We start from the raw sequence: 23,922 nt of genomic DNA, 5'->3' as shown, positions 1-23,922 counted from the left end.
CGTATGAAGCAGCACACCGTGATCGACAGCCCGTACGGCCCGCTGACGCTCGTCGCCGACGACGGCGGCGTCCTGTGCGGCCTCTACATGACCGACCAGCGCCACCGCCCTGCGGAGGAGGCCTTCGGAGACCGCGTCGACGGCGCGAGGGCCTTCGCCGAGGCCGAGGAACAACTGGAGGCCTACTTCGCGGGCGGGCTGAAGGAGTTCACCCTGGAACTGCGCCCGCACGGCACCCCGTTCCAGCGCCGCGTCTGGGACCTGCTGACGCGCATCCCCTACGGCGAGACCCGCACCTACGGTGAACTCGCCGAGGACCTCGGAAATCCGAAGGCGTCCAGGGCCGTGGGGCTGGCCAACGGCCGCAACCCGATCGGCATCGTCATCCCCTGCCACCGGGTCATCGGCGCGAGCGGCGGCCTCACCGGGTACGGGGGCGGTCTGCACCGCAAGCAGCGACTGCTGGAGCTCGAGCGGGGCCCGGGCCTGTTCCGGCAGCCACTGCTCCCCGGCCCCGTCAGGGGCCCCGTACCGGGGGGACACGGGCGACGGACGGGGACCGCCCGGGGGTGAACGCGCCACCCGCCGCGGTCCGCGCGTCGCGGCGTCCCTCGTCGTTCCCGAGCACCGTCCCGGAGTCGAGCACGACGATCACCACGGTCAGGACGAGGTCCGCCACCGGGCCGGCGATCAGCACGGACAGCGCCACGGCCACCGTGTCGTAGCGGATGGTGCCGGCGTCCGCGGCGGCCATGCCGATGCCGTCCGTCACGTAAGGCGTCGTCGTGGTGTCACAGGGCGTTCATCGCGGCGCCCGGCGGACTTCCGGACTCCGTCGAGTCCCGATCGGTTCGGCATCGGCTTCGGCCGGCTTCGTTCGCCTCAGTTCGCTCGATGGCCGTCCTCCAGCTCCGCGGTGCCCGAACCGTCGGCGAGGACATCCAGGGCGGCCAGCACACGACGTCCGAGGGAACCGGGGAGACGGCCTGTCAGCTCCTCGCGCGGCACGAGCCGCCAGGACAGCAGCTCCGACTCCTGGAGGCGGATCGCGGCGAGGTCGTCCGAGCCGAGCACCCCGCCGTCGTACAGGTAGGCCACCACCGGCGGCCGTCCGGGGCCGCGCACCCAGTCCACGACGAGCAGCCGTCCGAGCTCGCGGTCGAGCCCGATCTCCTCGGCCGTCTCGCGCCGGGCTCCCTGCCGGGGGGTCTCGCCCTCGTCCGACTCGATCGTGCCGCCGGGCAGTGCCCACCCCTCACGGTAGTTCGGCTCGACGAGCAGTACGCGGCCCTCGCCGTCCCGGAAGAGGGCGGCGGCGCCGGCGAGGACCCGGGGGAGCGAGGCGATATAGGTGGCGTAGTCCTGAGCGTCCTGAGCGATGGTCATGCGGGAAGGGTAGTGGCGGCGAACGGCCCCACCTCGGGCGGAAGCCCGGCCGGCCAGGGCGCACGGCAGCACATGCCGGTTCCGCGACCGGCACCGGACGGCGCACGCGCCGGGGGCTCCGCACGCCGAGGCCGTTCCACGGGCTGGGCAGGGACATGACGGTCCGGGGGCCGAGGGCTAGGGTCTGTCCGGCGGGTCAAGCCGGAGGAGGGCGTGCCGGCCCCCGCGTCTCCGGCATGATCTGCCGGACAGACCCTGGGACCGGTGGTGGCGCGGCCGACCCGGCATGCGGACGGGCCCGGAGAGCAAGGGATGGCGGAAGTGGCGGACGACGCAGTGAGTGGTAAGCGATCGGCGCAGTCGGAAGCGCCGGTGCGGCGGGTGCTCGTCGCCGCGGACAAGTTCAAGGGGTCGCTGACGGCGGTGGAGGTCGCCGAGCGGGTGACCGCCGGGCTGCGCCGGGTGGTGCCCGGCCTCGAGGTCGAGGCGCTGCCCGTGGCCGACGGAGGCGACGGCACGGTGGCCGCGGCGGTCGCGGCCGGGTTCGACCGGCGGGAGGTACGGGTCACCGGTCCCCTCGGCGACGAGGTCACCGCGGCGTTCGCACTGCGCGGCGACACCGCCGTGGTGGAGATGGCGGAGGCCAGCGGACTCGCGCGGCTGCCGGGCGGTGTCCTCGCACCGCTGACGGCGTCCACGTACGGATCCGGCGAGCTGCTGACGGCCGCGCTCGACGCGGGCGCGCGCACCCTTGTGTTCGGGGTCGGCGGCAGCGCCACCACGGACGGCGGCGCCGGCATGCTGGCCGCGCTGGGCGCCCGCTTCCTGAAGGCCGACGGCGAGCCGGTGACGCCGGGCGGCGCCGGTCTCGCCGGGCTGGCCTCGGCGGATCTGTCGGGCCTGGACCCGCGCCTCGGCGAGGTCGAGCTCGTGCTCGCCAGCGATGTCGACAACCCGCTGACCGGCCCGAAGGGCGCCCCGGCGGTCTACGGCCCGCAGAAGGGCGCCTCCCCGGAGGACGTAGGGCGGCTGGACGCGGCGCTCGCGCACTTCGTGAAGGTGCTGGAGGAGCCGGCCGGGGCCGGGGCCGCCGAGTTCGCCGCCTCGCCGGGTGCGGGCGCGGCCGGCGGCATCGGGTACGGCGCGCTGCTCCTCGGAGCCCGGTTCCGGCCCGGTATCGAGGTCATGCTGGACGTCCTCGGCTTCGCGCCGGCGCTGGAGCGGGCCGACCTCGTGATCACCGGGGAGGGCTCGCTGGACGAGCAGACCCTGCACGGCAAGGCCCCGGCGGGGGTGGCCGCCGCGGCCCGTGCCGCCGGCAAGGAGGTCGTCGCGGTGTGCGGGCGGCTCGCGCTGGCGCCGCAGGAGCTGGGGCGGGCGGGGATCCGGCGGGCGTACGCGCTGACCGATCTCGAGCCGGACGTGGCGACGTGCGTCGCGGAGGCGGGCCCGCTCCTGGAACGCACCGCGGAGCGGATCGCCCGGGACTTCCTGAGCTGAGGCCGCCCGGTCGCGCCCTACCAGGGGGCAGGGCCCCGGCAGGGCCCGCCCCCACGCCGGGTGCCCGCACGGCAAAGGGCCCCGGACCCCACAGGGTCCGGGGCCCGAAGCGGCAGGCGTTACGGCTGCGCCGCCCTCGCCTCGCGGCGATTGCCGCGGAAGTTGTTCACCCGGCGAGCCGTGGCGAACAGCGGGATCACCGCGCCCAGCACCAGCTGCAGCGCGCAGCCGGTCTGCAGGAGCAGCTGGCCGCCCGGGGCGTCGAAGGCCCAGGCCGCCAGCAGGCCCATGGCCAGCACGATCCAGGAGAGCATCGCGACCGCGAGGGGGCCCCGCGGCTTCGGGTACTCGACCCGGCTCACCATCAGCCAGGCGGTGCCCAGCACGGCCAGCACCGTCGCCACGAACGGCAGCTCGAGGAGCACGATCGAGACGACGGTCAGCGCGCCGAACGGGGACGGCATGCCCTGGAAGGTGCCGTCCTTGACGGTGACGCAGGAGAACCTCGCAAGCCTCAGCACCACCGCCAGCAGCACCACGATCGCCCCGACCGCGGCCACCTTCTGGTGCGCGTCGTCCGCGACCATGCCGTAGACGAGGACGAAGTACGCCGGCGCCAGACCGAAGCTGATCAGGTCCGAGAGGTTGTCGAGCTCCGCGCCCATGGGGGAGGAGCGCAGCTTGCGGGCCACCAGGCCGTCGAACAGGTCGAAGACCGCCGCGCACAGCATGAGGATCACGGCGGTGGCCGCGCTGTGCCGGGCCATCCCGGTCTCCTGGCTGCCCATGAGGTGCGGGATCAGGATGCCGGTGGTGGTGAAGTACACGGCCATGAAGCCGCAGGTGGCGTTGCCGAGGGTGAGGGTGTCGGCTATCGACAGGCGGAGAGAGAGGGGCATCTCCTCCTCGTCGTCGGTCTCGTCGGCGCCGGGCACCCAGCCGGCACTGGTCTTCTCCGGATCAACCACGGTCAATGCGAGTCACCCCAGCCATGGTCTTCTGGCCCACCTCGACGTCGATCTCCACGCCCTCGGGCAGGTAGAGGTCGACACGGGAGCCGAACCGGATGAGACCGATCCGCTCGCCCTGCTCGACCTTGGTGCCCTCGGGCACGTAGGGCACGATGCGGCGGGCGACCGCGCCGGCGATCTGGATCATCTCGATGTCACCGAGCTCGGTGTCGAAGTGCCAGACGACGCGCTCGTTGTTCTCGCTCTCCTTGTTGAAGGCGGGAACGAATCCACCGGGGATGTGCTCGACCGACGTCACCGTGCCGGCCAGTGGCGCGCGGTTGACGTGAACATTGAGCGGGCTCATGAAGATCGCGACGCGGGTCCGGCCGTCCTTCCACGGCATGATGCTCTGCACCACACCGTCGGCGGGCGAGATGACCCGGCCCCGGGTGATCTCGCGCTCGGGGTCGCGGAAGAACCACAGCATCCCCGCCGCGAGAGCGGTAACGGGGACGGCTACGGCCTTGGCGGCACCCGAGCGGCGGGCGCGGACCAGGCTGACGGCTGCGGTGGCGACGGTCGGCAGGAGCCACGGCGATGCTCCGCGCGCGAGGCGCACGCCGGCGATGCTGTCGCGAGATGCAGAGGTTTGGCTGTGGGGCATGGATGACCTTCGTAGCGGATAGTGCCGCGCACATGGACGGGGGACGGCGGCTTTCCGGCGATCGTAGCGGCTCCGGGCGACAACTGGGTAAGCCAGTCAGTCGAGTCGATGGCCGGAGGGTGCTGACGGGGCGTGATCCTGTAGCCCACGAAAACACCCCGTATCCGGACATTCAGCCCTGGAATCGATACTCTTCGAGCAGTCTGCGGCCGATGATCATTTTCTGGATCTCGGCGGTGCCCTCGCCGATCAGCAGCATCGGCGCCTCGCGGTAGAGGCGCTCGATCTCGTACTCCTTGGAGAAGCCGTAGCCGCCGTGGATCCGGAAGGCGTCCTCCACGACCTCCTTGCAGTACTCGGACGCGAGGTACTTCGCCATCCCTGCTTCAAGGTCGTTTCGTTCTCCGGAATCCTTTTTGCGTGCGGCGTTCACCATCATCGCATGCGCCGCCTCCACCTTGGTAGCCATCTCCGCGAGCTTGAACTGAATGGCCTGGTGCTGGGCGATCTGCTTGCCGAAGGTGTGCCGCTGCTGGGCGTACCGGACACCGAGCTCGAAGGCGCGCTGGGCGACACCGCAGCCGCGTGCCGCCACATTGACCCGGCCGACCTCGACGCCGTCCATCATTTGGTAAAAACCGCGGCCGGTGACCCCGCCGAGCACGCGGTCCGCCGGAATGCGCAGGCCGTCCATGATGAGCTCGGTCGTGTCGACGCCCTTGTAGCCCATCTTGTCGATCTTGCCCGGGATGGTCAGCCCGGGCCGGACCTCGCCGAACCCGGGCTCCTTCTCCACCAGGAAGGTCGTCATCGACTTGTGCGGCGCCGTGCCTTCGGGGTGTCCTTCGTCACTCCGGACCAGAACGGCCACCAGGGACGACGTGCCGCCGTTCGTCAGCCACATCTTCTGGCCGTTCAGGACGTACGCGTCGCCGTCCTTCACCGCCTTCGACGAGATCGCCGACACGTCGGAACCCAGCGCCGGCTCCGACATGGAGAACGCGCCCCGGATGTCGCCGGCCGCCATGCGCGGCAGGAAGTGGTCCTTCTGCTCCTCCGTACCGTGCTGCTTGAGCATGTACGCCACGATGAAGTGCGTGTTGATGATGCCGGACACCGACATCCAGCCGCGCGCGATCTCCTCCACACACAGGGCGTAGGTGAGGAGCGACTCGCCCAGACCCCCGTACTCCTCGGGGATCATCAGACCGAACAGGCCGAGTTCCTTCAGGCCGTCGACGATCTGCTGCGGGTACTCGTCGCGGTGCTCCAGGCCGGTCGCGACCGGGATGATCTCCTTGTCCACGAAGTCGCGGACGGTGGACAGGATCTCCCGCTGGACGTCCGTGAGGCCGTGGGTCTGGGCGAGACGGCTCATCTCTTACTTCTCCTGCTGCTCGGGTTCGGATCCAGGGGTGTCGCCCCGCAGGGGCGTCGTCCGAGGGCGGTGGTGGGAGACGGGCGGGCGGCCGGGCTGCTCGCCGCCGCGCTCCTTGATGTACGTCTCGGTCGGCACCATCACCTTGCGGCGGAACACGCACACCAGGGTGCCGTCCTGCTTGTACCCCCTGGTCTCGACGTGGACGATGCCGCGGTCGTTCTTCGACCTGGACGGCCACTTGTCGAGCACGGTCGTCTCGCCGTAGACCGTGTCGCCGTGGAAGGTCGGCGCCACGTGCCGCAGCGACTCGATCTCCAGGTTGGCGATCGCCTTCCCGGAGACGTCCGGCACCGACATGCCGAGCAGCAGCGAGTAGACGTAGTTGCCCACGACGACGTTCTTGCCGAAGTCCGTCGCCCTCTCCGCGTAGTGGGCGTCCATGTGGAGGGGGTGGTGGTTCATGGTGAGGAGGCAGAAGAGGTGGTCGTCGTACTCCGTGACCGTCTTCCCGGGCCAGTGCTTGTAGACCGCGCCGACCTCGAACTCCTCGTAGGTGCGTCCGAACTGCATCGCGCTCAGGCCTCCGGGATCTCGAACGTGCTGGTGCGCCGCATACCGGCGGCGCGGCCCTTGCCGGAGACGACCAGGGCCATCTTGCGGCTGGCCTCGTCGATCATCTCGTCGCCGAGCATCGCAGAGCCCTTCTTGCCGCCCGCCTCGGACGTGTAGTAGTCGTACGCGTCCAGGATCAGCTCGGCGTGGTCGTAGTCCTCCTGGGAGGGCGAGAAGATCTCGTTGGACGCCTCGACCTGGCCCGGGTGCAGTACCCACTTGCCGTCGAAGCCGAGGGCCGCGGCGCGCTGCGCGACCGCGCGGTAGCCGTCGACGTTGCGGATCTGCAGGTAGGGGCCGTCGATCGCCTGGAGGTTGTTGGCGCGGGCGGCCATCAGGATCTTCATCAGGATGTAGTGGTAGGCGTCCGCCGGGTAGCCGGGCGGCTGCTCGCCCACGACCAGCGACTTCATGTTGATCGACGCCATGAAGTCGGCCGGGCCGAAGATGATCGTCTCCACGCGCGGGGAGGCCTGCGCGATCGCGTTGACGTTGTTCAGTCCCCGGGCGTTCTCGATCTGCGCCTCGATGCCGATGCGGCCGACCTCGAAGCCCATGGTCTTCTCGATCTGGGTCAGGAGGAGGTCCAGGGCGACGACCTGCTGGGCGTCCTGGACCTTCGGCAGCATGATGCAGTCGAGGTTCGGGCCGGCGCCCTCGACGACGGTCACGACGTCGCGGTACGTCCACTCGGTCGTCCAGTCGTTGACCCGGACCACGCGTGTCTTGCCGGTCCAGTCGCCCTCGTTGAGGAACTTGACGATGGTGTGCCGCGCCTCGGGCTTGGCGAGCGGGGCGCAGGCGTCCTCCAGGTCGAGGAAGACCTGGTCCGCCGGGAGGCCCTGGGCCTTCTCCAGGAAACGCGGGTTCGAGCCCGGCACCGCCAGGCAGGAGCGCCGGGGGCGAAGCCGGTTGACCTGGGGCGAGGGAGTCGTCATGCGGGGACCTCCAGGGGGTCGAGCTTGTTCGCGTTGCGGATCTCGTCGACGATACGGCCGATGATCCCGGTGATGTCGAAGTCCTTCGGGGTGAAGACGGCGGCCACTCCGGCGGCCCTGAGCCGCTCGGCGTCGGCGTTCGGGATGATCCCGCCGGCGATCACCGGGATGTCGGCCGCACCGGCCTCGCGCAGCCGCTCCAGCACGTCCGGCACCAGCTGGGCGTGGGAGCCGGAGAGGATGGACAGGCCCACCGCGTGCACGTCCTCCGCGAGGGCGGCGTCCACGATCTGCTCCGGCGTGAGCCGGATGCCCTGGTAGACCACCTCGAACCCGGCGTCCCGGGCCCGCACGGCGATCTGCTCGGCACCGTTGGAGTGGCCGTCCAGGCCCGGCTTGCCGACCAGGAAGCGCAGCTTGCCGACACCGAGGTCACGGGCCGTCACGTCCACCTTGCGGCGGACGCCGGCGAGCGCCGAGCCCTCCTCGGCCGGGACGGCTACCGGCGCCGAGGACACCCCGGTCGGGGCGCGGTACTCGCCGAACACCTCGCGCAGGGCGCCGGCCCATTCGCCGGTCGTGGCCCCCGCGCGGGCGCACTCCAGGGTGGCCTCCATCAGGTTGCCGTCGCCCTTCGCGGCCTCCTTCAGCGCCTCCAGCGCCTTGCAGGGACGCGGGTGGTTGAACGGCGGCTGGTAGCGCGTGTCGCGCCAGTTTCGCAGCGCCGTGACGACCCGGGCCTCGACGGCCGGGTCGACCGTGTGGATCGCGGTGTCGAGGTCGGCGGTCAGCGGGTTCGGCTCGGTGCCCTCGAAGGCGTTGACCCCGATGATCTTCTCCTCGCCCGACTCGATCCGGGCCCGGCGAGCGGCGTGCGAGGAGACCAGCTGGGACTTCAGGTAGCCGGACTCGACGGCGGCCATCGCGCCGCCCATCTCCTCGATCCGCCCCATCTCGGTGAGCGACGCCTCGACCAGCTCGTCCACCTTCGCCTCGACCACCTTGGAGCCCTCGAAGAGGTCCTCGTACTCCAGCAGGTCGCTCTCGTAGGCGAGCACCTGCTGGATGCGCAGCGACCACTGCTGGTCCCAGGGGCGGGGCAGGCCCAGGGCCTCGTTCCAGGCCGGCAGCTGGACGGCACGCGCGCGTGCGTCCTTGGAGAGGGTCACGGCCAGCATCTCCAGCACGATCCGCTGGACGTTGTTCTCCGGCTGCGCCTCGGTCAGGCCGAGGGAGTTGACCTGGACGCCGTAGCGGAAACGGCGGTGCTTGGGGTTCTCGATGCCGTACCGCTCGCGCGTGACGCGGTCCCAGATGCGGCCGAAGGCGCGCATCTTGCACATCTCCTCGACGAAGCGGACGCCCGCGTTCACGAAGAACGAGATGCGGCCGACGACGTCGCCCATGCGCTCCGGCGGCACCTGGCCGCCGTCGCGCACGGCGTCGAGCACCGAGACCGCCGTGGACATCGCGTACGCGATCTCCTGGACCGGTGTGGCGCCCGCCTCCTGCAGGTGGTAGCTGCAGATGTTGATCGGGTTCCACTTCGGCATGCGGGAGACCGTGTACGCGATCATGTCCGTCGTCAGGCGCAGGCTCGGCCCCGGCGGGAACACGTGCGTGCCGCGCGAGAGGTACTCCTTGACGATGTCGTTCTGGGTCGTCCCCTGGAGCCGGGTGATGTCCGCGCCCTGCTCCTCGGCGACGACCTGGTAGAGCGCCAGCAGCCACATGGCGGTGGCGTTGATCGTCATCGAGGTGTTCATCTGCTCCAGGGGGATGTCCTGGAACAGCCTGCGCATGTCGCCGATGTGCGAGACCGGCACCCCGACCCGGCCGACCTCACCGCGGGCGAGGACGTGGTCGGGGTCGTAGCCGGTCTGCGTGGGCAGGTCGAACGCCACCGACAGGCCGGTCTGGCCCTTGGCGAGATTGCGCCGGTACAGCTCGTTCGACGCCTCGGCCGTGGAGTGGCCGGCGTAGGTCCGCATGAGCCACGGCCGGTCCCGTTCCCCTCGCGCCCGCGGCGCGCTCTGACGCTCGCTCATGTGATCCCTCAGATGTTCCGGAAGCGGTTGATGGCGTCCTCGTGCTTCGCGCGCTTCTCGTGGTCGCGCACGCCCAGGCCCTCCTCGGGGGCCAGGCACAGCACGCCGACCTTGCCCTGGTGGAGGTTGCGGTGCACGTCGTAGGCGGCCTGGCCGGTGTCCTCGAGGGAGTACACCCGCGACAGCGTGGGGTGGATCTTCCCCTTGGCGACGAGGCGGTTGGCCTCCCAGGCCTCGCGGTAGTTGGCGAAGTGGGAGCCGACGATCTTCTTCAGGGACATCCACAGGTACCGGTTGTCGTACTCGTGGTGGTAGCCCGAGGTGGAGGCGCAGGTGACGATGGTGCCGCCCTTGCGGGTGACGTACACGGAGGCGCCGAAGGTCTCGCGGCCGGGGTGCTCGAAGACGATGTCGACGTCCTCGCCGCCGGTGAGTTCGCGGATGCGCTTGCCGAAGCGCTTCCACTCGCGCGGGTCCTGGGTGTGCTCGTCCTTCCAGAACCTGTAGCCCTCGGCGGTGCGGTCGATGATCGCCTCGGCGCCCATCGCCCGGCAGATGTCCGCCTTCTGCTCGCTGGAGACGACGCAGATCGGGTTGGCGCCGCCGGCCAGCGCGAACTGGGTGGCGTAGGAGCCGAGTCCGCCGCTCGCGCCCCAGATGAGCACGTTGTCGCCCTGCTTCATGCCGGCGCCGTTGCGGGAGACCAACTGCCGGTAGGCGGTGGAGTTGACCAGTCCGGGGGCGGCGGCCTCCTCCCAGCTCAGGTGGTCCGGCTTCGGCATCAGCTGGTTGGACTTCACCAGCGCGATCTCCGCCAGGCCGCCGAAGTTGGTCTCGAAGCCCCAGATCCGCTGCTCCGGGTCGAGCATCGTGTCGTTGTGGCCGTCGCTGGACTCCAGCTCGACGGAGAGGCAGTGGGCGACGACCTCGTCGCCGGGGTGCCAGGCGTTGACGCCGGGACCGGTGCGCAGCACGACGCCGGCGAGGTCGGAACCGATGATGTGGTACGGCAGGTCGTGGCGCCTGGTCAGCTCGCTGAGCTTGCCGTAGCGCTCCAGGAAGCCGAAGGTCGCCATCGGCTCGAAGATCGACGTCCACACCGAGTTGTAGTTGACCGAGGAGGCCATCACGGCCACCAGGGCCTCACCCGGGCCGAGTTCGGGCACGGGCACGTCGTCGAGGTGGATCGACTTGCGCGGGTCCTTGTCGCGGGTGGCGAGCCCGGAGAACATCTCCGTCTCGTCCTTGTGCACGGTGATCGCACGGTACGACTCGGGCAGCGGCAGGGCGGCGAAGTCCTCCGACGTGGAGTCGGGCGACTGGATCGCGGCCAGGATGTCCTTCATGGTCACGGTGTTGCCTCCGGCGGTGAGCACCCTGAGGGAGGGGCGCTGAGGGTTACGTCGTTGCTGCTGAGGGTTTGGGGGATGCCGTCGGTTCGGCGGTGGTGCTTCGGCAGCGCTTGGTGGCGCGGGAGGGTGCCTGTGACGCAGGCGTCCGGGCGGGCAGGCCTTCCGGCTTGCTGGGACAGCCGGCGCACGAAGGGTCTCTGCGCGCCGGCCGCCCGGACTCCTTCAACGTATGGCACGCCGTGACAGCGTGCAAGGCACCGGGTGCCATGAATCGATCTCAGATGAAATCTTTACGTAACAAATGAGCGATGATCGATCGAACGGCGCCGGCAGAGGGCGCGAAAAGCGGCCCTGACATGGCAAAACGGCCACCCGGTGGGGTGGCCGTCGTCACAGCGCTGAGGGCGTGCTCAGCGTTCCTTCAGGGCCCGCTCGATGGTCCGCATCACCTCGTCCAGCGGGGCGTCGGTGCGGGCGACCGTCACCAGCACCTCGCCCTGGGTGGACACCGACGCGGCCGGCGGCCTCGGCGGCACCGTACGGCGGCCCGCCATGATCCCGCTCCCGAAGGTCTTGCGGACGATCGAGAAGGCGTGGTCGAGTTCCGCCTCCACATCACCCTGGCCGTCCGCCCTGAGCCAGCGCCGCAGCACGTGGTTGTGCGCGGTGACCACGGCGGACGCGGCGACCTCGGCCAGCAGCGGGTCGTCGCCCGCGTCCTCGTCGTGCGCGTGCTCGTCGAAGTGGCCGAGCAGATAACGGGTGAAGAGGCGCTCGTAGCGGGCCACCGAAGCGATCTCCGCCTCGCGCAGGGTGGGCACCTCACGCGTCAGCCGGTAGCGGGCGACCGAGATCTCCGGCCGCGCCGCGTACATCCGCATGACCTCCTTGATGCCGCGGCACACCGTGTCGAGCGGATGCTCGTGTGCCGGGGCCGCGTTGAGCACCGCCTCGGCGCGCACCAGGGTGTCGTCGTGATCCGGGAAGATCGCCTCTTCCTTGGAGCGGAAGTGCCGGAAGAAGGTCCGGCGGGCGACCCCGGCCGCGGCCGCGATCTCGTCGACGGTGGTGGCCTCGTACCCCTTGGTCGCGAACAGCTCCATCGCGGCGGCCGCCAGTTCCCGGCGCATCTTCAGCCGCTGGGCGGCGGCGCGCGTGCCTGCGGCGCGTTCCGGCGGCTCGGTCGTGACGGGTGTACGGGAGGACCTGGCGGGCTGGGACATGCCCCGAACGTACTGCATGCGCGCAGCTCGCCGCGCCCGGCCGGGAACTCCCCCGTCCCCGGGGGGCGGGGGAGCGGTGCGGCCCGCGGGCTGCGGGAACCGGTCGGGTTCCAGCAGCCCGCCCCACTGGCCGTCGCCGCGGTGCCAGTCGTCCAGGCGGTGCGGGAGCTCAGCGCTTGGCATATTCGCGGAAGCCGCGGCCGGTCTTGCGGCCGAGGCAGCCCGCGGCCACCAGGTGTTCCAGCAGCGGTGCCGGGGCCAGCCCCGGGTCGCGGAACTCGCGGTGCAGGACCTTCTCGATCGCGAGCGAGACGTCCAGCCCGACCACGTCCAGCAGCTCGAACGGGCCCATCGGGTAACCGCCGCCCAGCTTCATCGCGGCGTCGATGTCGTCGATGCCGGCGTAGTGCTCCTGCACCATCTTGACCGCGTTGTTGAGGTACGGGAACAGCAGCGCGTTGACGATGAACCCGGCCCGGTCGCCGCAGTCCACGGCGTGCTTGCGGATCGCGTGGCAGACCTCGCGCACCGTCGCGTGGACGTCGTCCCCGGTCAGCACCGTACGGACCACCTCGACCAGCTTCATGGCCGGCGCCGGGTTGAAGAAGTGCATGCCGATCACGTCCTGCGGACGCGAGGTCGCGCGGGCACAGGCGATCACGGGCAGCGAGGAGGTGGTGGTGGCGAGCACCGCTCCCGGCTTGCACACCTTGTCCAGTGTCCCGAACAGCTGCCGCTTGACCTCCAGGTCCTCGGCGACCGCCTCGACCGCCAGGTCCACGTCGGCGAAGTCGTCGTAGGAGCCCGTCGGCCGGACCCGCTCCAGAGCCTGGGCGGCGGCCTCGGCGGTCATCCGCCCCTTGTCGACGGAGCGCGTCAGCGACTTCCCGATCCGGGCCTTGGCGCCCTGCGCCTTCTCCGCACTGCGTGCGGCGAGGACCACGTGGTAGCCGGCCTTGGCGAACACCTCGGCGATCCCCGAGGCCATGGTGCCCGAGCCCGCCACGCCCACCGAACGGACCGGCCGGCCCTCGGTGGGCCGGCCGCCCTCCGGCGGGGTCAGCGCGTCCCGCACGACGGCGGCGCTGCCCGGCTCCTCGTACGTGTAGAAGCCGCGCCCCGCCTTGCGGCCCGTCAGACCCGCCTCGCTCAGCTGCCCGAGGATCGGGGCCGGCGCGTGCAGCCGGTCGCGGGACTCCGTGTACATGGCCTCCAGGACCGTGCGCGCGGTGTCGACGCCGATCAGGTCGAGCAGCGCCAGCGGTCCCATCGGCAGACCGCAGCCCAGCCGCATCGCGGCGTCGATGTCCTCGCGGGACGCGTAGTTCGACTCGTACATCGCGGCGGCCTGGTTGAGATAGCCGAACAGCAGTCCGTCGGCGACGAATCCGGGCCGGTCGCCGACCGCGACCGGCTCCTTGCCCAGGTCCAGGGCCAGATCGGTGACCGCGGTGACGGCCGCCGGCGAGGTCAGCACCGAGGAGACGACCTCCACCAGCTTCATCGCGGGGGCCGGATTGAAGAAGTGCAGACCCAGCACGCGCTCGGGGCGGGCCGAGTCGGCGGCGAGGCGGGTGACCGACAGGGCGTTGGTACCGGTCGCCAGGATCGTCTCCGGCCGCACCACGGCGTCGAGTTCCCGGAAGACCTGCTGCTTGGCCTCGTACGACTCCGGCACCACCTCGATCACCAGATCGGCGCCGGCCGCCGCCGCGACGTCGGTGGAGGTGGTCACGCGGGCCAGCAGCTCCGTTCGCTGCTCCGTGGTGAGCCGGCCGCGCCCCACGGCGCGGGCCGTCGAGGACTCCAGGGCGGCGACGCACCGCGCGGCCCGGGCCGCGCTGATGTCGATGCCGACCACCTCGCGGCCGGCCTTGGCGAGGACCTCGGCGATGCCGGTGCCCATCGTGCCGAGGCCGACCACGGCGACGGTCCGGAGCGGGGACACGGAAGTGCCGGACTGGGGGGACAGGGGAGTGGCCATCGAGGGACTCCAGGAATGAGGGTGACGACGGAGAACGCGCCCCGGTGCGCCGAAGGGCGCACCGGGTGCGTGCGTACGGAGTGCGGGTGATGCCGGGCTGCGAGCGCACACGCCCGGTGCCGTCACGACGGGCGTGCACACGCCCGGGAACGGCGGTTCCGACCGGCCCTGTCCCGAGGCCGAGCCGTACTGCGGTACACGAGTACCGAACCGACTGCACTCACCGTGGCTGCGTCACCAAACCACCGTGAGGAGAAACGAACAGCGGGAACGCGAGTGGGTAACTCGCTCGATTGAGCTTAACTCGCCGGTAACGAGCGCGCCAGCCCCCGGTGTTTGTGATGCACGTCCCGAGATGCGGGTGGGCCGTCTAACCTCGGAGCATGGACGAAGAGTTGCGATCGCTCACGGAGCGCTTACGGAGTGAGGCGGCCGGAGCGGCCGGATCGGCGTCCCTCGACCGGCTTCTGGCGACCGAGGACCCCGATGCCCTGGCCGCCGTACTCACCGAAACCGGGCAGCCGCTGTGGGCCAGGGAGCTGGCCGCCTTCCGCCTCGGGCTCGCGGGGGACCGGCGGGCCTTCGAGTCCCTCGTCCTCCTCCTCAACCACCGGGACCCCCCGCGCTGTGCCGCCGCCGCCCACGCCCTGGCCCGCCTCGGCGACCCGCGCACCGCCCGCGCCGCCGCCGCCCTCGCCACCAACGAACTCCGCGTCGCCTACGCCCTGCACCCCGTACGCCTGCTCGTCGCGCTGCGCGCCCCGGAGGCGGTGCCCGCCCTGATCACCACGCTGCAGCGGCGGCTGCGCCCGCACGACCCGTACCGCGGGGTGGCCCTCGCCTGCGTGGACGGACTGGGCGAACTCGGCGACGCCCGCGCCGCACCCGTCCTGAACGAGGCCCTGGCCCACCCCGCCCTGGCCGAGGCGGCGGTCCACGCCCTGGCGCGGATCCCGGGGCAGCGGCAGGCGCCGGGGCCGCCACTGATTCCCGGGCAGCGGTAGCCGCAGAACCGGTTGAGGGGGCTCCCGGGGCGGGGCCGGCTGCTTGCTCAGTCGCGGAGCGGTTCCTTCGCGTACCGCACCTCCGGCACCACCGCCCCGCCCACCTCGAAGGCCTCCTCGGCGCCGTCCGCGACGAAGCCGGCGCGCTCGTAGAAGCGGCGGGCGCGGGTGTTGCCCTTGAGGACCCACAGGTACATGCGCGCGTGCCCGGCGTCGGCGCAGTGCCGGGTCGCCGCCGCGAGGAGGACCCTGCCCACGCCCCGCCCGATGTGTTCGGGGCGGAGGTGGAGGGCGTACAACTCGGCGTCCCCGGTGCGTGTGTCGCCGTCCCGGTACGGGCCGAAGGCGACCCGGCCGAGAAGCCCGCCGTCGTCCCCGTCGACGACCAGGTTCCGCACACTCCCGTCGCCGTCCAGCAGCCGGGCGCGCTGCCGGTCGGCGTCCGCCGCGACGTCGAGCCCGTCGAGATACGGCTGGGGGACCAGGCCCTCGTAGGCGTACTGCCGGCCGCGTACGCGGATCCCGGCCACGCCGCCGCAGTCGTCCGCCGTCATCGGACGCGGGACGATGCCCGCCGGGGAGGCGGGAAGGACGCGGTCGGGGGCGGGGGCCCCGGTCGGCTCACTCATGGGCCCCATGGTGGACCAGGGGTCCGACGACGCGTCACGTGCCCCGCCCCGCCCCGGCTCCCCGCCCCCGACGAACGCCCCGCTCAGTTGCGGAAGCCGAGGAGGCCGTGGAGGGTCGAGCCGCGGGACGTGGTGGATGCCGCCTTCGACGTGCGCGGGGCCGGGTCGGGAAGGGGCTCGCAGACCGCGTCGGCCTCGCCGCGGCCGCGCGGCACGGTGCCGTCGGTCAGGTAGGCCGTCAGGTGCTCGTCCAGGCAGGCGTTGCCGCTCAGCGTGATGCCGTGGTTGCCGCCGCCCTGCTCCACCACCAGGCTGGAGCCGGCCAGCAGATGGTGGACCGTCACGCCGCCCTGGTACGGGGTGGCCGCGTCGTCGGTGGCCTGGAAGAGCAGCGCCGGCGGGAGCTTCGTGTTGACGACGTTCACCGGCCGCTGCGACCCGGTCGGCCAGAACGCACACGCCGCGTTGTACCAGGCGTTGTTCCACGTCATGAACGGCGCCCGCTCGTACACCTCCCAGTTGTCCTTGCGCCACTGCCGCCAGTCCCGCGGCCAGGACACGTCCCTGCACTCGACGGCCGTGTAGACGCTGTACCCGTTGTCGCCGGCGGCGTCGACCGCGCCGAAGTTCTCGTACGTCTCGACCAGGGGTCCCGAGTCGCCGTCGTTCACGTACGCCGCGAACGCCTCCGCCAGGTAGGGCCAGTAGCCGTTGTAGTAGCCGCCCGGGAGGAAGGTGTCCTCCAGCTCGGCAGCGCCCACCTTGTCACCGGCCGGCCTCTTCGCCAGGGCCGCGCGCATCGCGTACCACTCGGCCTCGACCCCCTCCGGACCGGTGCCCAGCCGGTACGTGCTGTCGTGCTCGGCGATCCAGGCCATCAGGGCGCGGTGGCGGTCGTTGAAGGCGTGGTCCTGGTTCAGGTTGGCCTCGTACCAGACCTCGGTGGGGTCGACGACCGAGTCGAGGACCAGGCGCCGCACCCGCTCCGGGAACAGCTTGGCGTACACGGCGCCCAGGTACGTGCCGTAGGAGTAGCCGAAGTAATTGATCTTCCTGGCGCCCAGCGCCTGACGGATCACGTCCATGTCGCGCACCGCGCTGGTCGTGTTCACGTACGGCAGGAGATCCCCGTGCTTCTTGCCGCAGGCGTCCGCGAACGACTTCACGCGCTCGAGGTTGGCCCGCTCCACCGCGGGGGCGCTCGGCACCGGGTTCGGCCGTACCGGGTCGAAGAAGCCCGGCCGGCAGTCGAGGGCCGGCTTGCTCGCGCCCACCCCGCGCGGGTCGAAGCCGATCACGTCGTACTGGGCTGCCACCTCCTTCGGCAGCGAGGCCGCGACGAAACCGGCGAGCGGCAGCCCGCTGCCCCCGGGGCCGCCCGGGTTGACCAGCAGGGGGCCCTGGTACTTCTTCGCGGTGTGCGGCACACGGGACAGCGCGAGGGTGATTTTCCGCCCCCCGGGGCGGGCGTGGTCGAGCGGCACTTCGACGGACGCGCACTGCAGCGCCGGATAATCCTCGGTGCCGCAGTCCTTCCACGCGGGCTTCGCCGCGCGGAACGTGTCGGCACCGCTCGGTGCGGCCGCCTCGGCGGGCAGGGCCGTCAGGCTCCCGGCCATGACGGCGGCGGCACCGCACAGCACTGCTGCGCGTTTCCTCATGGGTCCTCCCAGGACGGAGGTCGGTGAACCGCGGGCTCACGGTCCACGCGGCATCGTCCCGGAACGAGCCGCCGGATGAACGTGTTCTGCCGGCTCTTGACCCGATCGGGTCGCCGGATGCCCTCGAATGCTTCTGAAGAAGCGAGAGTTGGGTGGGGCGCTCCGCGGGTGGGGCGGGGCCGTGCGCGGTGGGGCGATGCCCTCGTATACCGTGCACCTGGAGCAGCGCCGGTCCTGTGCGGGTGGGTGTCAGCCTCCGAGCGGACGCAGTGGGGGCTGCCGGCCGTCGAGGCGGCGCGCCGTGTGCTCGCGCAGCAGCAGCCACGGTGCGACGGCATCGCCCGCGGGGCGTGCGCCCGATCCCTGGAAGAGTTCGGTGCGGGCGGCCCGTCCTGCTTCTCCCGGGGCGGGGCGCGGGTCCGTCCTCCCGGTGGGGATCGACCTCGTCATGCTCTTCCAGGCTCCGTCTGCGTGCGGTGCGCTGATCAACGAACCTCCCCGGGCGAAGGGGGACTTGAGGCGCAGTACGCAGTGCGGTACGTACGCGCTCGCGTGTCCCTGGCGGTACCGACCCACACAATAGAACACATGTTCCCTTGATCGTGCGGGTGATCGCTTCGGGAGCACTCCCGATCACTTCGGGACCCCCGATTTGGGGGGCCGGGCGAGGGGGTGGTTGGCTTGCCCCGACCCACCGAGAACCCATGTCCTGGAGGAAATCGATGGCGCAGGTCGAGGCCACTACGGAGCGGATCGTCGCGGCGGACGCGGAGACGGTGTTCGACGCCCTCGCCGACTACAGCGGCACACGCGCGAAGGTGATGCCCGAGCAGTACAGCGAGTACGAGGTCCGCGAGGGCGGTGACGGGGAGGGCAGCCTCGTCCACTGGAAGCTCCAGGCCACCAGCAAGCGCGTCCGTGACTGTCTGATGGAGGTCACCGAGCCGAGCGACGGCGAACTGGTCGAGAAGGACCGCAACTCGTCCATGGTCACCACCTGGCGCGTCACCCCGGCCGGGGAGGGGAAGTCCCGGGTCGTCGTGACCACCACCTGGACCGGCGCCGGGGGCATCGGCGGCTTCTTCGAGAGGACCTTCGCCCCCAAGGGGCTCGCGCGCATCCACGACGCGCTGCTGGCCAAGCTCGCCGCCGAGGTCGAGAAGTAGCCGGTGCGGTGACGTGAGGGGGCCGGCGGTGCCGTGAGGCGGCCGGCCCCCTTGCCTCCTCCCCCCCACCACGACGGAGTGCCGTCCGACGGCTCCCGCATCGAACTGCCGTCCGCCTGGTACGTGACCGGGCGCGCCGGGTGACCCGGGGCGTGGCACAGGACATGGAGGTACAGGGGCTGGAGGCATAGGGGCTGGTGGGAGGCGGTTCCGTGCGTCCTGTACCGTCATTGGTCCGGGCCGGTGAGAGTTTTCCACAGGCCTGGCAGAGCTTTGGCGGCAGGACGTAGCGTGAGGCGCATGAAGATCCTCATCAGCGCCGACATGGAGGGCGCCACCGGTGTCACCTGGCCGGCCGACGTGCTGCCGGGCACCCCGCAGTGGGAGCGCTGCCGGTCCATGTTCACCTCCGACGTCGACGCCGCCGTGTGCGGTTTCTTCGACGGCGGCGCCGACGAGGTGCTGATCAACGAGGCGCACTGGAGCATGCGCAATCTCCTGCTGGAGCGGCTCGACGAGCGGGCCGAGATGCTCACCGGGCGGCACAAGTCCCTGTCCATGGTCGAAGGCGTGCAGCACGGCGACGTGGACGGCATCGCGTTCGTCGGCTACCACGCGGGCGCCGGCATGGAGGGCGTCCTCGCCCACACCTTCCTCGCCAACTCCATCACCGGCGTGTGGCTGAACGGCGAACGGGCGAGCGAGGGCCTGCTCAACGCGGCCGTCGTCGCCGAGTACGGGGTGCCGGTCGTCCTGGTCACCGGCGACGACGTGGCCTGCGAGGACGCGCTCGGCTACGCACCCGGGGCACTGAAGGTCGCGGTCAAGGACCACGTGTCGCGGTACGCGGCCGTGTGCCGGACGCCCGCCCGGACGGCCTTCGACATCCGCGCGGCGGCCAAGGACGCCGCCGCGCTCGCGGTGCGCCACGAGCCGGTGGCCGGGGGCCCCTTCACCGTCGCGGTGGAGTTCGACGCAGAGCATCTGGCCATGGCCGCCACCGTCGTGCCGGGCGTGGCCCGGACCGGTGAGCGGAAAGTGGCGTACACCAGCGGGACCATGTACGACGGGATCCGCACCTTCAAGGCGGTCACCACGATCGCCTCGGCCGCGGTGGAGGAGCAGTATGGCTGACGAACGCGCCCTGGACGAGGTCGTGACCTTCACGTCCGAGCTCATCAGGATCGACACCACGAACCGGGGCGGCGGTGACTGCCAGGAGCGGCCCGCCGCCGAGTACGCGGCGGAGCGGCTGGCCGGAGCGGGCCTGGAACCGGTGCTGCTCGAACGCACCCCCGGCCGGACCAACGTCGTCGCGCGCCTCACGGGCACCGACCCGACGGCCGACGCGCTCCTCGTCCACGGCCACCTCGACGTCGTACCGGCCGAGGCCGCCGACTGGAGCGTGCACCCGTTCTCCGGCGAGGTGCGCGACGGGGTGGTCTGGGGGCGCGGCGCCGTCGACATGAAGAACATGGACGCGATGATCCTCGCCGTGGTGCGGGCCTGGGCCCGCCAGGGCGTGCGGCCCCGGCGCGACATCGTGATCGCCTTCACCGCCGACGAGGAGGCCAGCGCCGAGGACGGCTCCGGCTTCCTCGCCGACCGGCACCCGCAGCTCTTCGAGGGCTGCACCGAGGGGATCAGCGAGTCGGGCGCCTACACCGTGCACGACGGCACCGGCCGGCAGCTCTACCCCATCGCGGCCGGGGAGCGCGGCACGGCCTGGCTCAAACTCACCGCGCGCGGGCGGGCCGGCCACGGCTCCAAGGTCAACCGGGACAACGCGGTGACCCGCCTCGCCGCCGCCGTCACCCGCATCGGCGAGCACGAGTGGCCGCTGCGCCTCACCCCGACCGTCCGCGCGGCCCTTACCGAACTCGCCGCCCTGTACGGTGTCGACCCCGACCTGTCCGACGTGGACGCGCTGCTCACCAAGCTGGGCCCGGCCGCGAAACTCGTCGAGCACACCCTCCGCAACAGCAGCAACCCGACGATGCTGGACGCCGGCTACAAGGTCAACGTGATCCCCGGCCAGGCCGAGGCGTACATCGACGGACGGATCCTGCCCGGGGGCGAGGACGACTTCCACGCCACCCTGGACCGGCTCACCGGGCCCGACGTGGACTGGGAGTTCCACCACCGCGAGCCGGCCCTCCAGTCGCCGGTGGACTCGACGACGTTCGCCCGGATGCGGGCCGCCGTGCAGGAGTTCGCACCCGAGGGGCACCCCGTGCCGTACTGCATGTCCGGCGGCACGGACGCCAAGCAGTTCTCCCGCCTCGGCATCACCGGCTACGGCTTCGCCCCGCTGAAGCTGCCGGAGGGCTTCGACTACCAGGCCCTCTTCCACGGGGTCGACGAGCGAGTCCCCGTCGAGGCACTCCACTTCGGCGTCCGCGTCCTCGACCGGTTCCTGCGGACGGCCTGAGCGGATGGGCGAGAGCGTGGGGGAGACGGTGCGGACCCTGCCGTACGGCGAGTGGCCCTCGCCCATCGACGCGGCCACGGCCGCGGCGCACGACGGAAGCCCCGAGTACGTGGGGTTCGTCGGGGACGAGGTGTGGTGGACCGAGCCCCGGCCCGCCGAGGGCGGCCGCCGCACCCTGGTGCGCCGGCACTCCGACGGCGTCGAGGAGTCCGTCCTGCCCGCGCCGTGGAACGTGCGCAGCCGGGTCCACGAGTACGGCGGACGGCCCTGGGCCGGGTTCGTGCGGGACGACGATCCGCTCGTGGTGTTCGTCGACTTCGCCGACCAGCGCCTCTACCGGTACGAACCGGGCGGCGAGCCGCGTCCGCTGACCCCCGTCTCCCCGGTGGGGCAGGGGCTTCGCTGGGCCGAGCCGACCCTGCTGCCGGACCGCGGCGAGGTGTGGTGCGTCCTGGAGGAGTTCACCGGCGACGGCCCCGGTGACGTGCGCCGCGTCCTGGCCGCCGTACCACTGGACGGCTCGGCCGCCGACGCTCGCGGGGCCGTGCGCGAACTCACCGACGACCGCCACCGGTTCGTCACCGGGCCGCGCCTTGCCCCCGACGGGCGGCTCGTCGCCTGGCTGGCCTGGGACCATCCCCGCATGCCCTGGGACGGCACCGAACTCCGCCTCGCCGACGTCGCACCCGACGGCACCCTGCACGACGCCCGCACCGTGGCGGGCGGCCCCGGCGAGTCGGTCGCCCAGGCCGACTGGACGCACGACGGCCGACTGCTCCACTCGAGCGACCGCACCGGCTGGTGGAACCTCTACCTCGACGGCGAACCCGTCTGCCCGCGCGAGGAGGAGTTCGGCGGGCCGCTGTGGAAACCGGGGTCGCGCTGGTTCACCCCGCTGGACAGCGGCCTGATCGCCGTCGTGCACGGCCGGGGCGCCGCCACGCTCGGCATACTCGACCCGCGGACGGGCGACGTCGTCGACGCGGCCGGCCCCTGGACCGAGTTCACGCCCACGCTCGCGGCCCACGGTGAGCGCGTCGTCGCGGTCGGAGCGAGCCCGCGCAGTGCCCACGAGGTCGTCGAGCTGGACACCCGCACCGGCAGGGCCCGGGTGATCGGTGCCCCGCACGAGGACGCCGTGGACCCCGCCCACTACCCCGAACCGCAGGTCCGCACCTTCACCGGACCGGACGGCCGCGAGATCCACGCCCAGGTGTACCCGCCGCGCAGCCCCGGCTGCGCCGGGCCCGACGGCGAGCCGGCGCCGTACGTGATCCGGGCGCACGGCGGGCCCACCGGCCGGGCACCGCTCGTCCTCGACCTCGAGATCGCCTACTTCACCTCGCGCGGCATCGGCGTCGCCGAGGTCGACTACGGCGGCTCCACCGGCTACGGGCGTGCCTACCGCGACCGGCTGCGCGAGCAGTGGGGCGTCGTCGACGTCGAAGACTGCGCCGCCGTCGCGCGCGCCCTCGCCGACGAGGGCACCGCCGACCGCGACCGGCTCGCCGTCCGCGGCGGCAGCGCCGGCGGCTGGACCGCGGCCGTCTCCCTCACCACGACCGGCCTCTACGCCTGCGGCACCATCATCTACCCGGTGCTCGACCTGACCGGCTGGGGTCCGGGGGAGACCCACGACTTCGAGTCCCAGTACCTCGAGAGCCTCATCGGCCCGCGCGCCGAGGTCCCCGAGCGGTACGCCGAACGCTCGCCCGCCGCGCACGCCGACCGGCTCACCGCACCGTTCCTGCTCCTCCAGGGCCTGGACGACCGCATCTGCCCTCCCGTGCAGTGCGAGCGGTTCCTGGCCCGGCTGGAGGGCAAGGACGTGCCGCACGCCTACCTCACCTTCGAGGGAGAGGGGCACGGCTTCCGGCGCGCGGAGACCATGGTGCGCGCACTGGAAGCCGAACTGTCCCTGTACGCGCAGGTTTTCGGACTCGAGGTGCCGGGCCTGCCGGTCCTTGGGCTGACCGGACCAGCCGGGGCGAACCGATGAACCGGGCCGAGCGGCCGAGCCGCGCCGGGCAGCCGGTGGGCCGGGTGGAACCGTTGCGGCGGCCGCCCCGGCTCGGCCCCGGCGCCCGGGTGGCCGTCGTCGCGCCCAGCGGGCCCGTGCCGGAGGATCGGCTTCAGGCCGGACTCGACACGCTGCGCGGCTGGGACCTCGACCCGGTGGCCGCACCCCATGTCCTCGACCGGCACGGCGAGTTCGACTACCTGGCCGGCACCGACGCCGACCGGGCCGCCGACCTGCAGGCCGCCTGGTGCGACCCCGCGGTGGACGCGGTGATCTGCGCCCGGGGCGGCTACGGCGTGCAGCGCATGGTCGACCTGCTCGACTGGACGGCGATGCGGGCCGCCGGGCCCAAGGTCTTCGTCGGGTTCAGCGACATCACGGCCCTGCACGAGGCGTTCGCGACCCGGCTCGGCCTGGTCACCCTGCACGGGCCGATGGCCGCGGGCGTCGACTTCCTCAAGAACGCCCGCGCGCAGGAGCACCTCAGGTCCACCCTGTTCGCCCCCGAGACCGTCCGCACCCTCGCCTCCGAGGGCACGGCGCTCGTCCCCGGCCGGGCGCGCGGCGTCACGCTCGGCGGCTGCCTCGCCCTGCTCGCCGCCGGCCTCGGCACCCCGCACACCAGGCCCTCCGCGCGCGGCGGCCTGCTGTGCCTGGAGGACGTGGGGGAGGAGCCGTACCGCCTCGACCGCTACCTCACCCAGCTGCTGCGGGCAGGCCGGCTCGACGGCGTGTCGGGGCTGCTGCTCGGCTCCTGGGCGCAGTGCGGCCCGTACGAGAAGGTGCGGGCCCTGCTCGCCGACCGGCTCGGCGGTCTCGGCGTACCCGTGGCAGAGCAGTTCGGGTTCGGGCACTGCGACGGGGCGCTCACCGTGCCGTTCGGAGTCACCGCCGAACTCGACGCGGACGCGGGCACCCTGACGCTCGACGAACCGGCGCTGACCTGAGCCCGTCCGGCACGCGGCAGCGG

21 protein-coding genes and 1 pseudogene are annotated in these 23,922 nt (G+C 72.0%); 8 read left to right on the top strand and 14 right to left on the bottom strand.

From position 1 onward, the window contains the following. Positions 1 to 3: 3 nt before the first annotated feature. Positions 4 to 492, top strand: a pseudogene (locus ACFWVE_RS23230) (methylated-DNA--[protein]-cysteine S-methyltransferase); the annotation flags it as partial. Positions 493 to 517: 25 nt separating this feature from the next. Here the strand turns inward: ACFWVE_RS23230 and ACFWVE_RS23225 are convergent. Together ACFWVE_RS23225 and ACFWVE_RS23220 are read right to left on the bottom strand one after the other, a co-directional pair. Beyond that, on the bottom strand, positions 518 to 772 hold the full coding sequence (locus ACFWVE_RS23225; protein ID WP_384017048.1) for a hypothetical protein: 255 nt from the start codon (positions 770 to 772) through the stop codon (positions 518 to 520). 110 nt (positions 773 to 882) lie between these two features. Next, positions 883 to 1,386 (bottom strand): NUDIX domain-containing protein, encoded by a 504-nt coding sequence (locus ACFWVE_RS23220; RefSeq protein ID WP_384017045.1) that lies wholly within the window; start codon positions 1,384 to 1,386, stop codon positions 883 to 885. Positions 1,387 to 1,767: 381 nt separating this feature from the next. On the opposite strand from ACFWVE_RS23220, the gene ACFWVE_RS23215 reads away from it, so the two are divergent. After that, positions 1,768 to 2,886 carry a glycerate kinase gene (locus tag ACFWVE_RS23215; RefSeq protein WP_384017085.1) on the top strand — a complete coding sequence of 373 codons (1,119 nt, stop codon included), beginning with the start codon at positions 1,768 to 1,770 and terminating at the stop codon, positions 2,884 to 2,886. 119 nt (positions 2,887 to 3,005) lie between these two features. Here the strand turns inward: ACFWVE_RS23215 and pssA are convergent, their stop codons facing one another. The 9 genes from pssA to ACFWVE_RS23170 form a co-directional block, all read right to left on the bottom strand. After that, positions 3,006 to 3,821, bottom strand: a complete 816-nt coding sequence (gene pssA / locus ACFWVE_RS23210; RefSeq protein ID WP_384017082.1) for a CDP-diacylglycerol--serine O-phosphatidyltransferase — start codon at positions 3,819 to 3,821, stop codon at positions 3,006 to 3,008. Between the two features lie 25 nt (positions 3,822 to 3,846). Next, positions 3,847 to 4,503 (bottom strand): phosphatidylserine decarboxylase, encoded by a 657-nt coding sequence (locus tag ACFWVE_RS23205; RefSeq protein WP_384017042.1) that lies wholly within the window; start codon positions 4,501 to 4,503, stop codon positions 3,847 to 3,849. Between the two features lie 172 nt (positions 4,504 to 4,675). After that, positions 4,676 to 5,881, bottom strand: coding sequence for an acyl-CoA dehydrogenase family protein (locus tag ACFWVE_RS23200; RefSeq protein ID WP_384017039.1), 1,206 nt, complete (start codon positions 5,879 to 5,881; stop codon positions 4,676 to 4,678). Positions 5,882 to 5,884: 3 nt separating this feature from the next. Then, on the bottom strand, positions 5,885 to 6,454 hold the full coding sequence (locus ACFWVE_RS23195; RefSeq protein WP_384017036.1) for a MaoC family dehydratase: 570 nt from the start codon (positions 6,452 to 6,454) through the stop codon (positions 5,885 to 5,887). Positions 6,455 to 6,459: 5 nt separating this feature from the next. Then, positions 6,460 to 7,434, bottom strand: a complete 975-nt coding sequence (locus ACFWVE_RS23190; protein WP_384017033.1) for an HpcH/HpaI aldolase/citrate lyase family protein — start codon at positions 7,432 to 7,434, stop codon at positions 6,460 to 6,462. Then, positions 7,431 to 9,482 carry a protein meaA gene (locus tag ACFWVE_RS23185; protein ID WP_384017030.1) on the bottom strand — a complete coding sequence of 684 codons (2,052 nt, stop codon included), beginning with the start codon at positions 9,480 to 9,482 and terminating at the stop codon, positions 7,431 to 7,433. The genes ACFWVE_RS23190 and ACFWVE_RS23185 overlap by 4 nt, the downstream gene beginning before the upstream one ends. 8 nt (positions 9,483 to 9,490) lie before the next feature. Beyond that, a complete protein-coding gene (ccrA, locus tag ACFWVE_RS23180) occupies positions 9,491 to 10,828 on the bottom strand; it encodes a crotonyl-CoA carboxylase/reductase (protein WP_384017079.1) in 1,338 nt (445 codons plus the stop codon). 416 nt (positions 10,829 to 11,244) lie between these two features. After that, entirely contained in the window at positions 11,245 to 12,057 is an 813-nt protein-coding gene (locus ACFWVE_RS23175; RefSeq protein ID WP_384017027.1) for a TetR family transcriptional regulator, read from the bottom strand. Between the two features lie 169 nt (positions 12,058 to 12,226). Beyond that, positions 12,227 to 14,041: a 3-hydroxyacyl-CoA dehydrogenase family protein gene (locus ACFWVE_RS23170; protein WP_384017024.1), complete on the bottom strand. Its 1,815-nt coding sequence runs from the start codon at positions 14,039 to 14,041 to the stop codon at positions 12,227 to 12,229. Between the two features lie 383 nt (positions 14,042 to 14,424). On the opposite strand from ACFWVE_RS23170, the gene ACFWVE_RS23165 reads away from it, so the two are divergent. Then, on the top strand, positions 14,425 to 15,045 hold the full coding sequence (locus ACFWVE_RS23165; RefSeq protein WP_384017021.1) for an adenylosuccinate lyase: 621 nt from the start codon (positions 14,425 to 14,427) through the stop codon (positions 15,043 to 15,045). Between the two features lie 47 nt (positions 15,046 to 15,092). Here ACFWVE_RS23165 and ACFWVE_RS23160 read toward each other — a convergent pair whose 3' ends face one another. The 3 genes from ACFWVE_RS23160 to ACFWVE_RS23150 all read right to left on the bottom strand — a co-directional run bounded on the left by ACFWVE_RS23160 (position 15,093) and on the right by ACFWVE_RS23150 (position 17,785). Next, a complete protein-coding gene (locus tag ACFWVE_RS23160; RefSeq protein ID WP_384017076.1) occupies positions 15,093 to 15,599 on the bottom strand; it encodes a GNAT family N-acetyltransferase in 507 nt (168 codons plus the stop codon). A 158-nt stretch (positions 15,600 to 15,757) separates the two neighbouring features. Continuing rightward, positions 15,758 to 17,335, bottom strand: a complete 1,578-nt coding sequence (locus tag ACFWVE_RS23155; RefSeq protein WP_384017018.1) for an alpha/beta hydrolase — start codon at positions 17,333 to 17,335, stop codon at positions 15,758 to 15,760. A 249-nt stretch (positions 17,336 to 17,584) separates the two neighbouring features. Then, positions 17,585 to 17,785 (bottom strand): hypothetical protein, encoded by a 201-nt coding sequence (locus tag ACFWVE_RS23150; RefSeq protein ID WP_384017015.1) that lies wholly within the window; start codon positions 17,783 to 17,785, stop codon positions 17,585 to 17,587. Positions 17,786 to 18,057: 272 nt separating this feature from the next. On the opposite strand from ACFWVE_RS23150, the gene ACFWVE_RS23145 reads away from it, so the two are divergent. The 5 genes from ACFWVE_RS23145 to ACFWVE_RS23125 all read left to right on the top strand — a co-directional run bounded on the left by ACFWVE_RS23145 (position 18,058) and on the right by ACFWVE_RS23125 (position 23,899). After that, positions 18,058 to 18,501, top strand: a complete 444-nt coding sequence (locus tag ACFWVE_RS23145; protein WP_384017073.1) for an SRPBCC family protein — start codon at positions 18,058 to 18,060, stop codon at positions 18,499 to 18,501. A gap of 300 nt (positions 18,502 to 18,801) precedes the next feature. Further along, entirely contained in the window at positions 18,802 to 19,635 is an 834-nt protein-coding gene (locus ACFWVE_RS23140) for a M55 family metallopeptidase (protein WP_384017012.1), read from the top strand. Continuing rightward, the gene (locus ACFWVE_RS23135) at positions 19,628 to 20,932 is read left to right on the top strand and encodes a M20/M25/M40 family metallo-hydrolase (protein ID WP_384017009.1); all 1,305 of its coding nucleotides are present in this window, start codon (positions 19,628 to 19,630) and stop codon (positions 20,930 to 20,932) included. The genes ACFWVE_RS23140 and ACFWVE_RS23135 overlap by 8 nt, the downstream gene beginning before the upstream one ends. A gap of 4 nt (positions 20,933 to 20,936) precedes the next feature. Beyond that, complete coding sequence (locus ACFWVE_RS23130) at positions 20,937 to 22,931, top strand: prolyl oligopeptidase family serine peptidase (RefSeq protein ID WP_384017006.1); 1,995 nt, start codon at positions 20,937 to 20,939, stop codon at positions 22,929 to 22,931. Beyond that, positions 22,928 to 23,899: an LD-carboxypeptidase gene (locus tag ACFWVE_RS23125; RefSeq protein ID WP_384017003.1), complete on the top strand. Its 972-nt coding sequence runs from the start codon at positions 22,928 to 22,930 to the stop codon at positions 23,897 to 23,899. Before ACFWVE_RS23130 ends, ACFWVE_RS23125 begins: the two co-directional genes overlap by 4 nt. The last annotated feature ends 23 nt before the right edge of the window (positions 23,900 to 23,922 follow it).

The sequence above is a fragment of the Streptomyces sp. NPDC058632 genome (assembly GCF_042717095.1).
Classification (GTDB): Bacteria; Actinomycetota; Actinomycetes; order Streptomycetales; family Streptomycetaceae; genus Streptomyces.
This window is presented reverse-complemented; position numbering and strand designations above follow the sequence as displayed.

Coding starts and splice junctions, on each gene's coding strand:
- ACFWVE_RS23140 (WP_384017012.1), top strand. CDS start 18,802: ATGAAGATCCTCATCAGCGCCGACATGGAGGGCGCCACCGGTGTCACC.
- ACFWVE_RS23160 (WP_384017076.1), bottom strand. CDS start 15,599: ATGACGGCGGACGACTGCGGCGGCGTGGCCGGGATCCGCGTACGCGGC.
- ACFWVE_RS23145 (WP_384017073.1), top strand. CDS start 18,058: ATGGCGCAGGTCGAGGCCACTACGGAGCGGATCGTCGCGGCGGACGCG.
- ACFWVE_RS23185 (WP_384017030.1), bottom strand. CDS start 9,482: ATGAGCGAGCGTCAGAGCGCGCCGCGGGCGCGAGGGGAACGGGACCGG.
- ACFWVE_RS23165 (WP_384017021.1), top strand. CDS start 14,425: ATGGACGAAGAGTTGCGATCGCTCACGGAGCGCTTACGGAGTGAGGCG.
- ACFWVE_RS23150 (WP_384017015.1), bottom strand. CDS start 17,785: ATGACGAGGTCGATCCCCACCGGGAGGACGGACCCGCGCCCCGCCCCG.
- ccrA (WP_384017079.1), bottom strand. CDS start 10,828: ATGAAGGACATCCTGGCCGCGATCCAGTCGCCCGACTCCACGTCGGAG.
- ACFWVE_RS23175 (WP_384017027.1), bottom strand. CDS start 12,057: ATGTCCCAGCCCGCCAGGTCCTCCCGTACACCCGTCACGACCGAGCCG.
- ACFWVE_RS23135 (WP_384017009.1), top strand. CDS start 19,628: ATGGCTGACGAACGCGCCCTGGACGAGGTCGTGACCTTCACGTCCGAG.
- ACFWVE_RS23220 (WP_384017045.1), bottom strand. CDS start 1,386: ATGACCATCGCTCAGGACGCTCAGGACTACGCCACCTATATCGCCTCG.
- ACFWVE_RS23155 (WP_384017018.1), bottom strand. CDS start 17,335: ATGAGGAAACGCGCAGCAGTGCTGTGCGGTGCCGCCGCCGTCATGGCC.
- ACFWVE_RS23205 (WP_384017042.1), bottom strand. CDS start 4,503: ATGCCCCACAGCCAAACCTCTGCATCTCGCGACAGCATCGCCGGCGTG.
- ACFWVE_RS23170 (WP_384017024.1), bottom strand. CDS start 14,041: ATGGCCACTCCCCTGTCCCCCCAGTCCGGCACTTCCGTGTCCCCGCTC.
- ACFWVE_RS23125 (WP_384017003.1), top strand. CDS start 22,928: ATGAACCGGGCCGAGCGGCCGAGCCGCGCCGGGCAGCCGGTGGGCCGG.
- ACFWVE_RS23200 (WP_384017039.1), bottom strand. CDS start 5,881: ATGAGCCGTCTCGCCCAGACCCACGGCCTCACGGACGTCCAGCGGGAG.
- ACFWVE_RS23130 (WP_384017006.1), top strand. CDS start 20,937: ATGGGCGAGAGCGTGGGGGAGACGGTGCGGACCCTGCCGTACGGCGAG.
- ACFWVE_RS23195 (WP_384017036.1), bottom strand. CDS start 6,454: ATGCAGTTCGGACGCACCTACGAGGAGTTCGAGGTCGGCGCGGTCTAC.
- ACFWVE_RS23190 (WP_384017033.1), bottom strand. CDS start 7,434: ATGACGACTCCCTCGCCCCAGGTCAACCGGCTTCGCCCCCGGCGCTCC.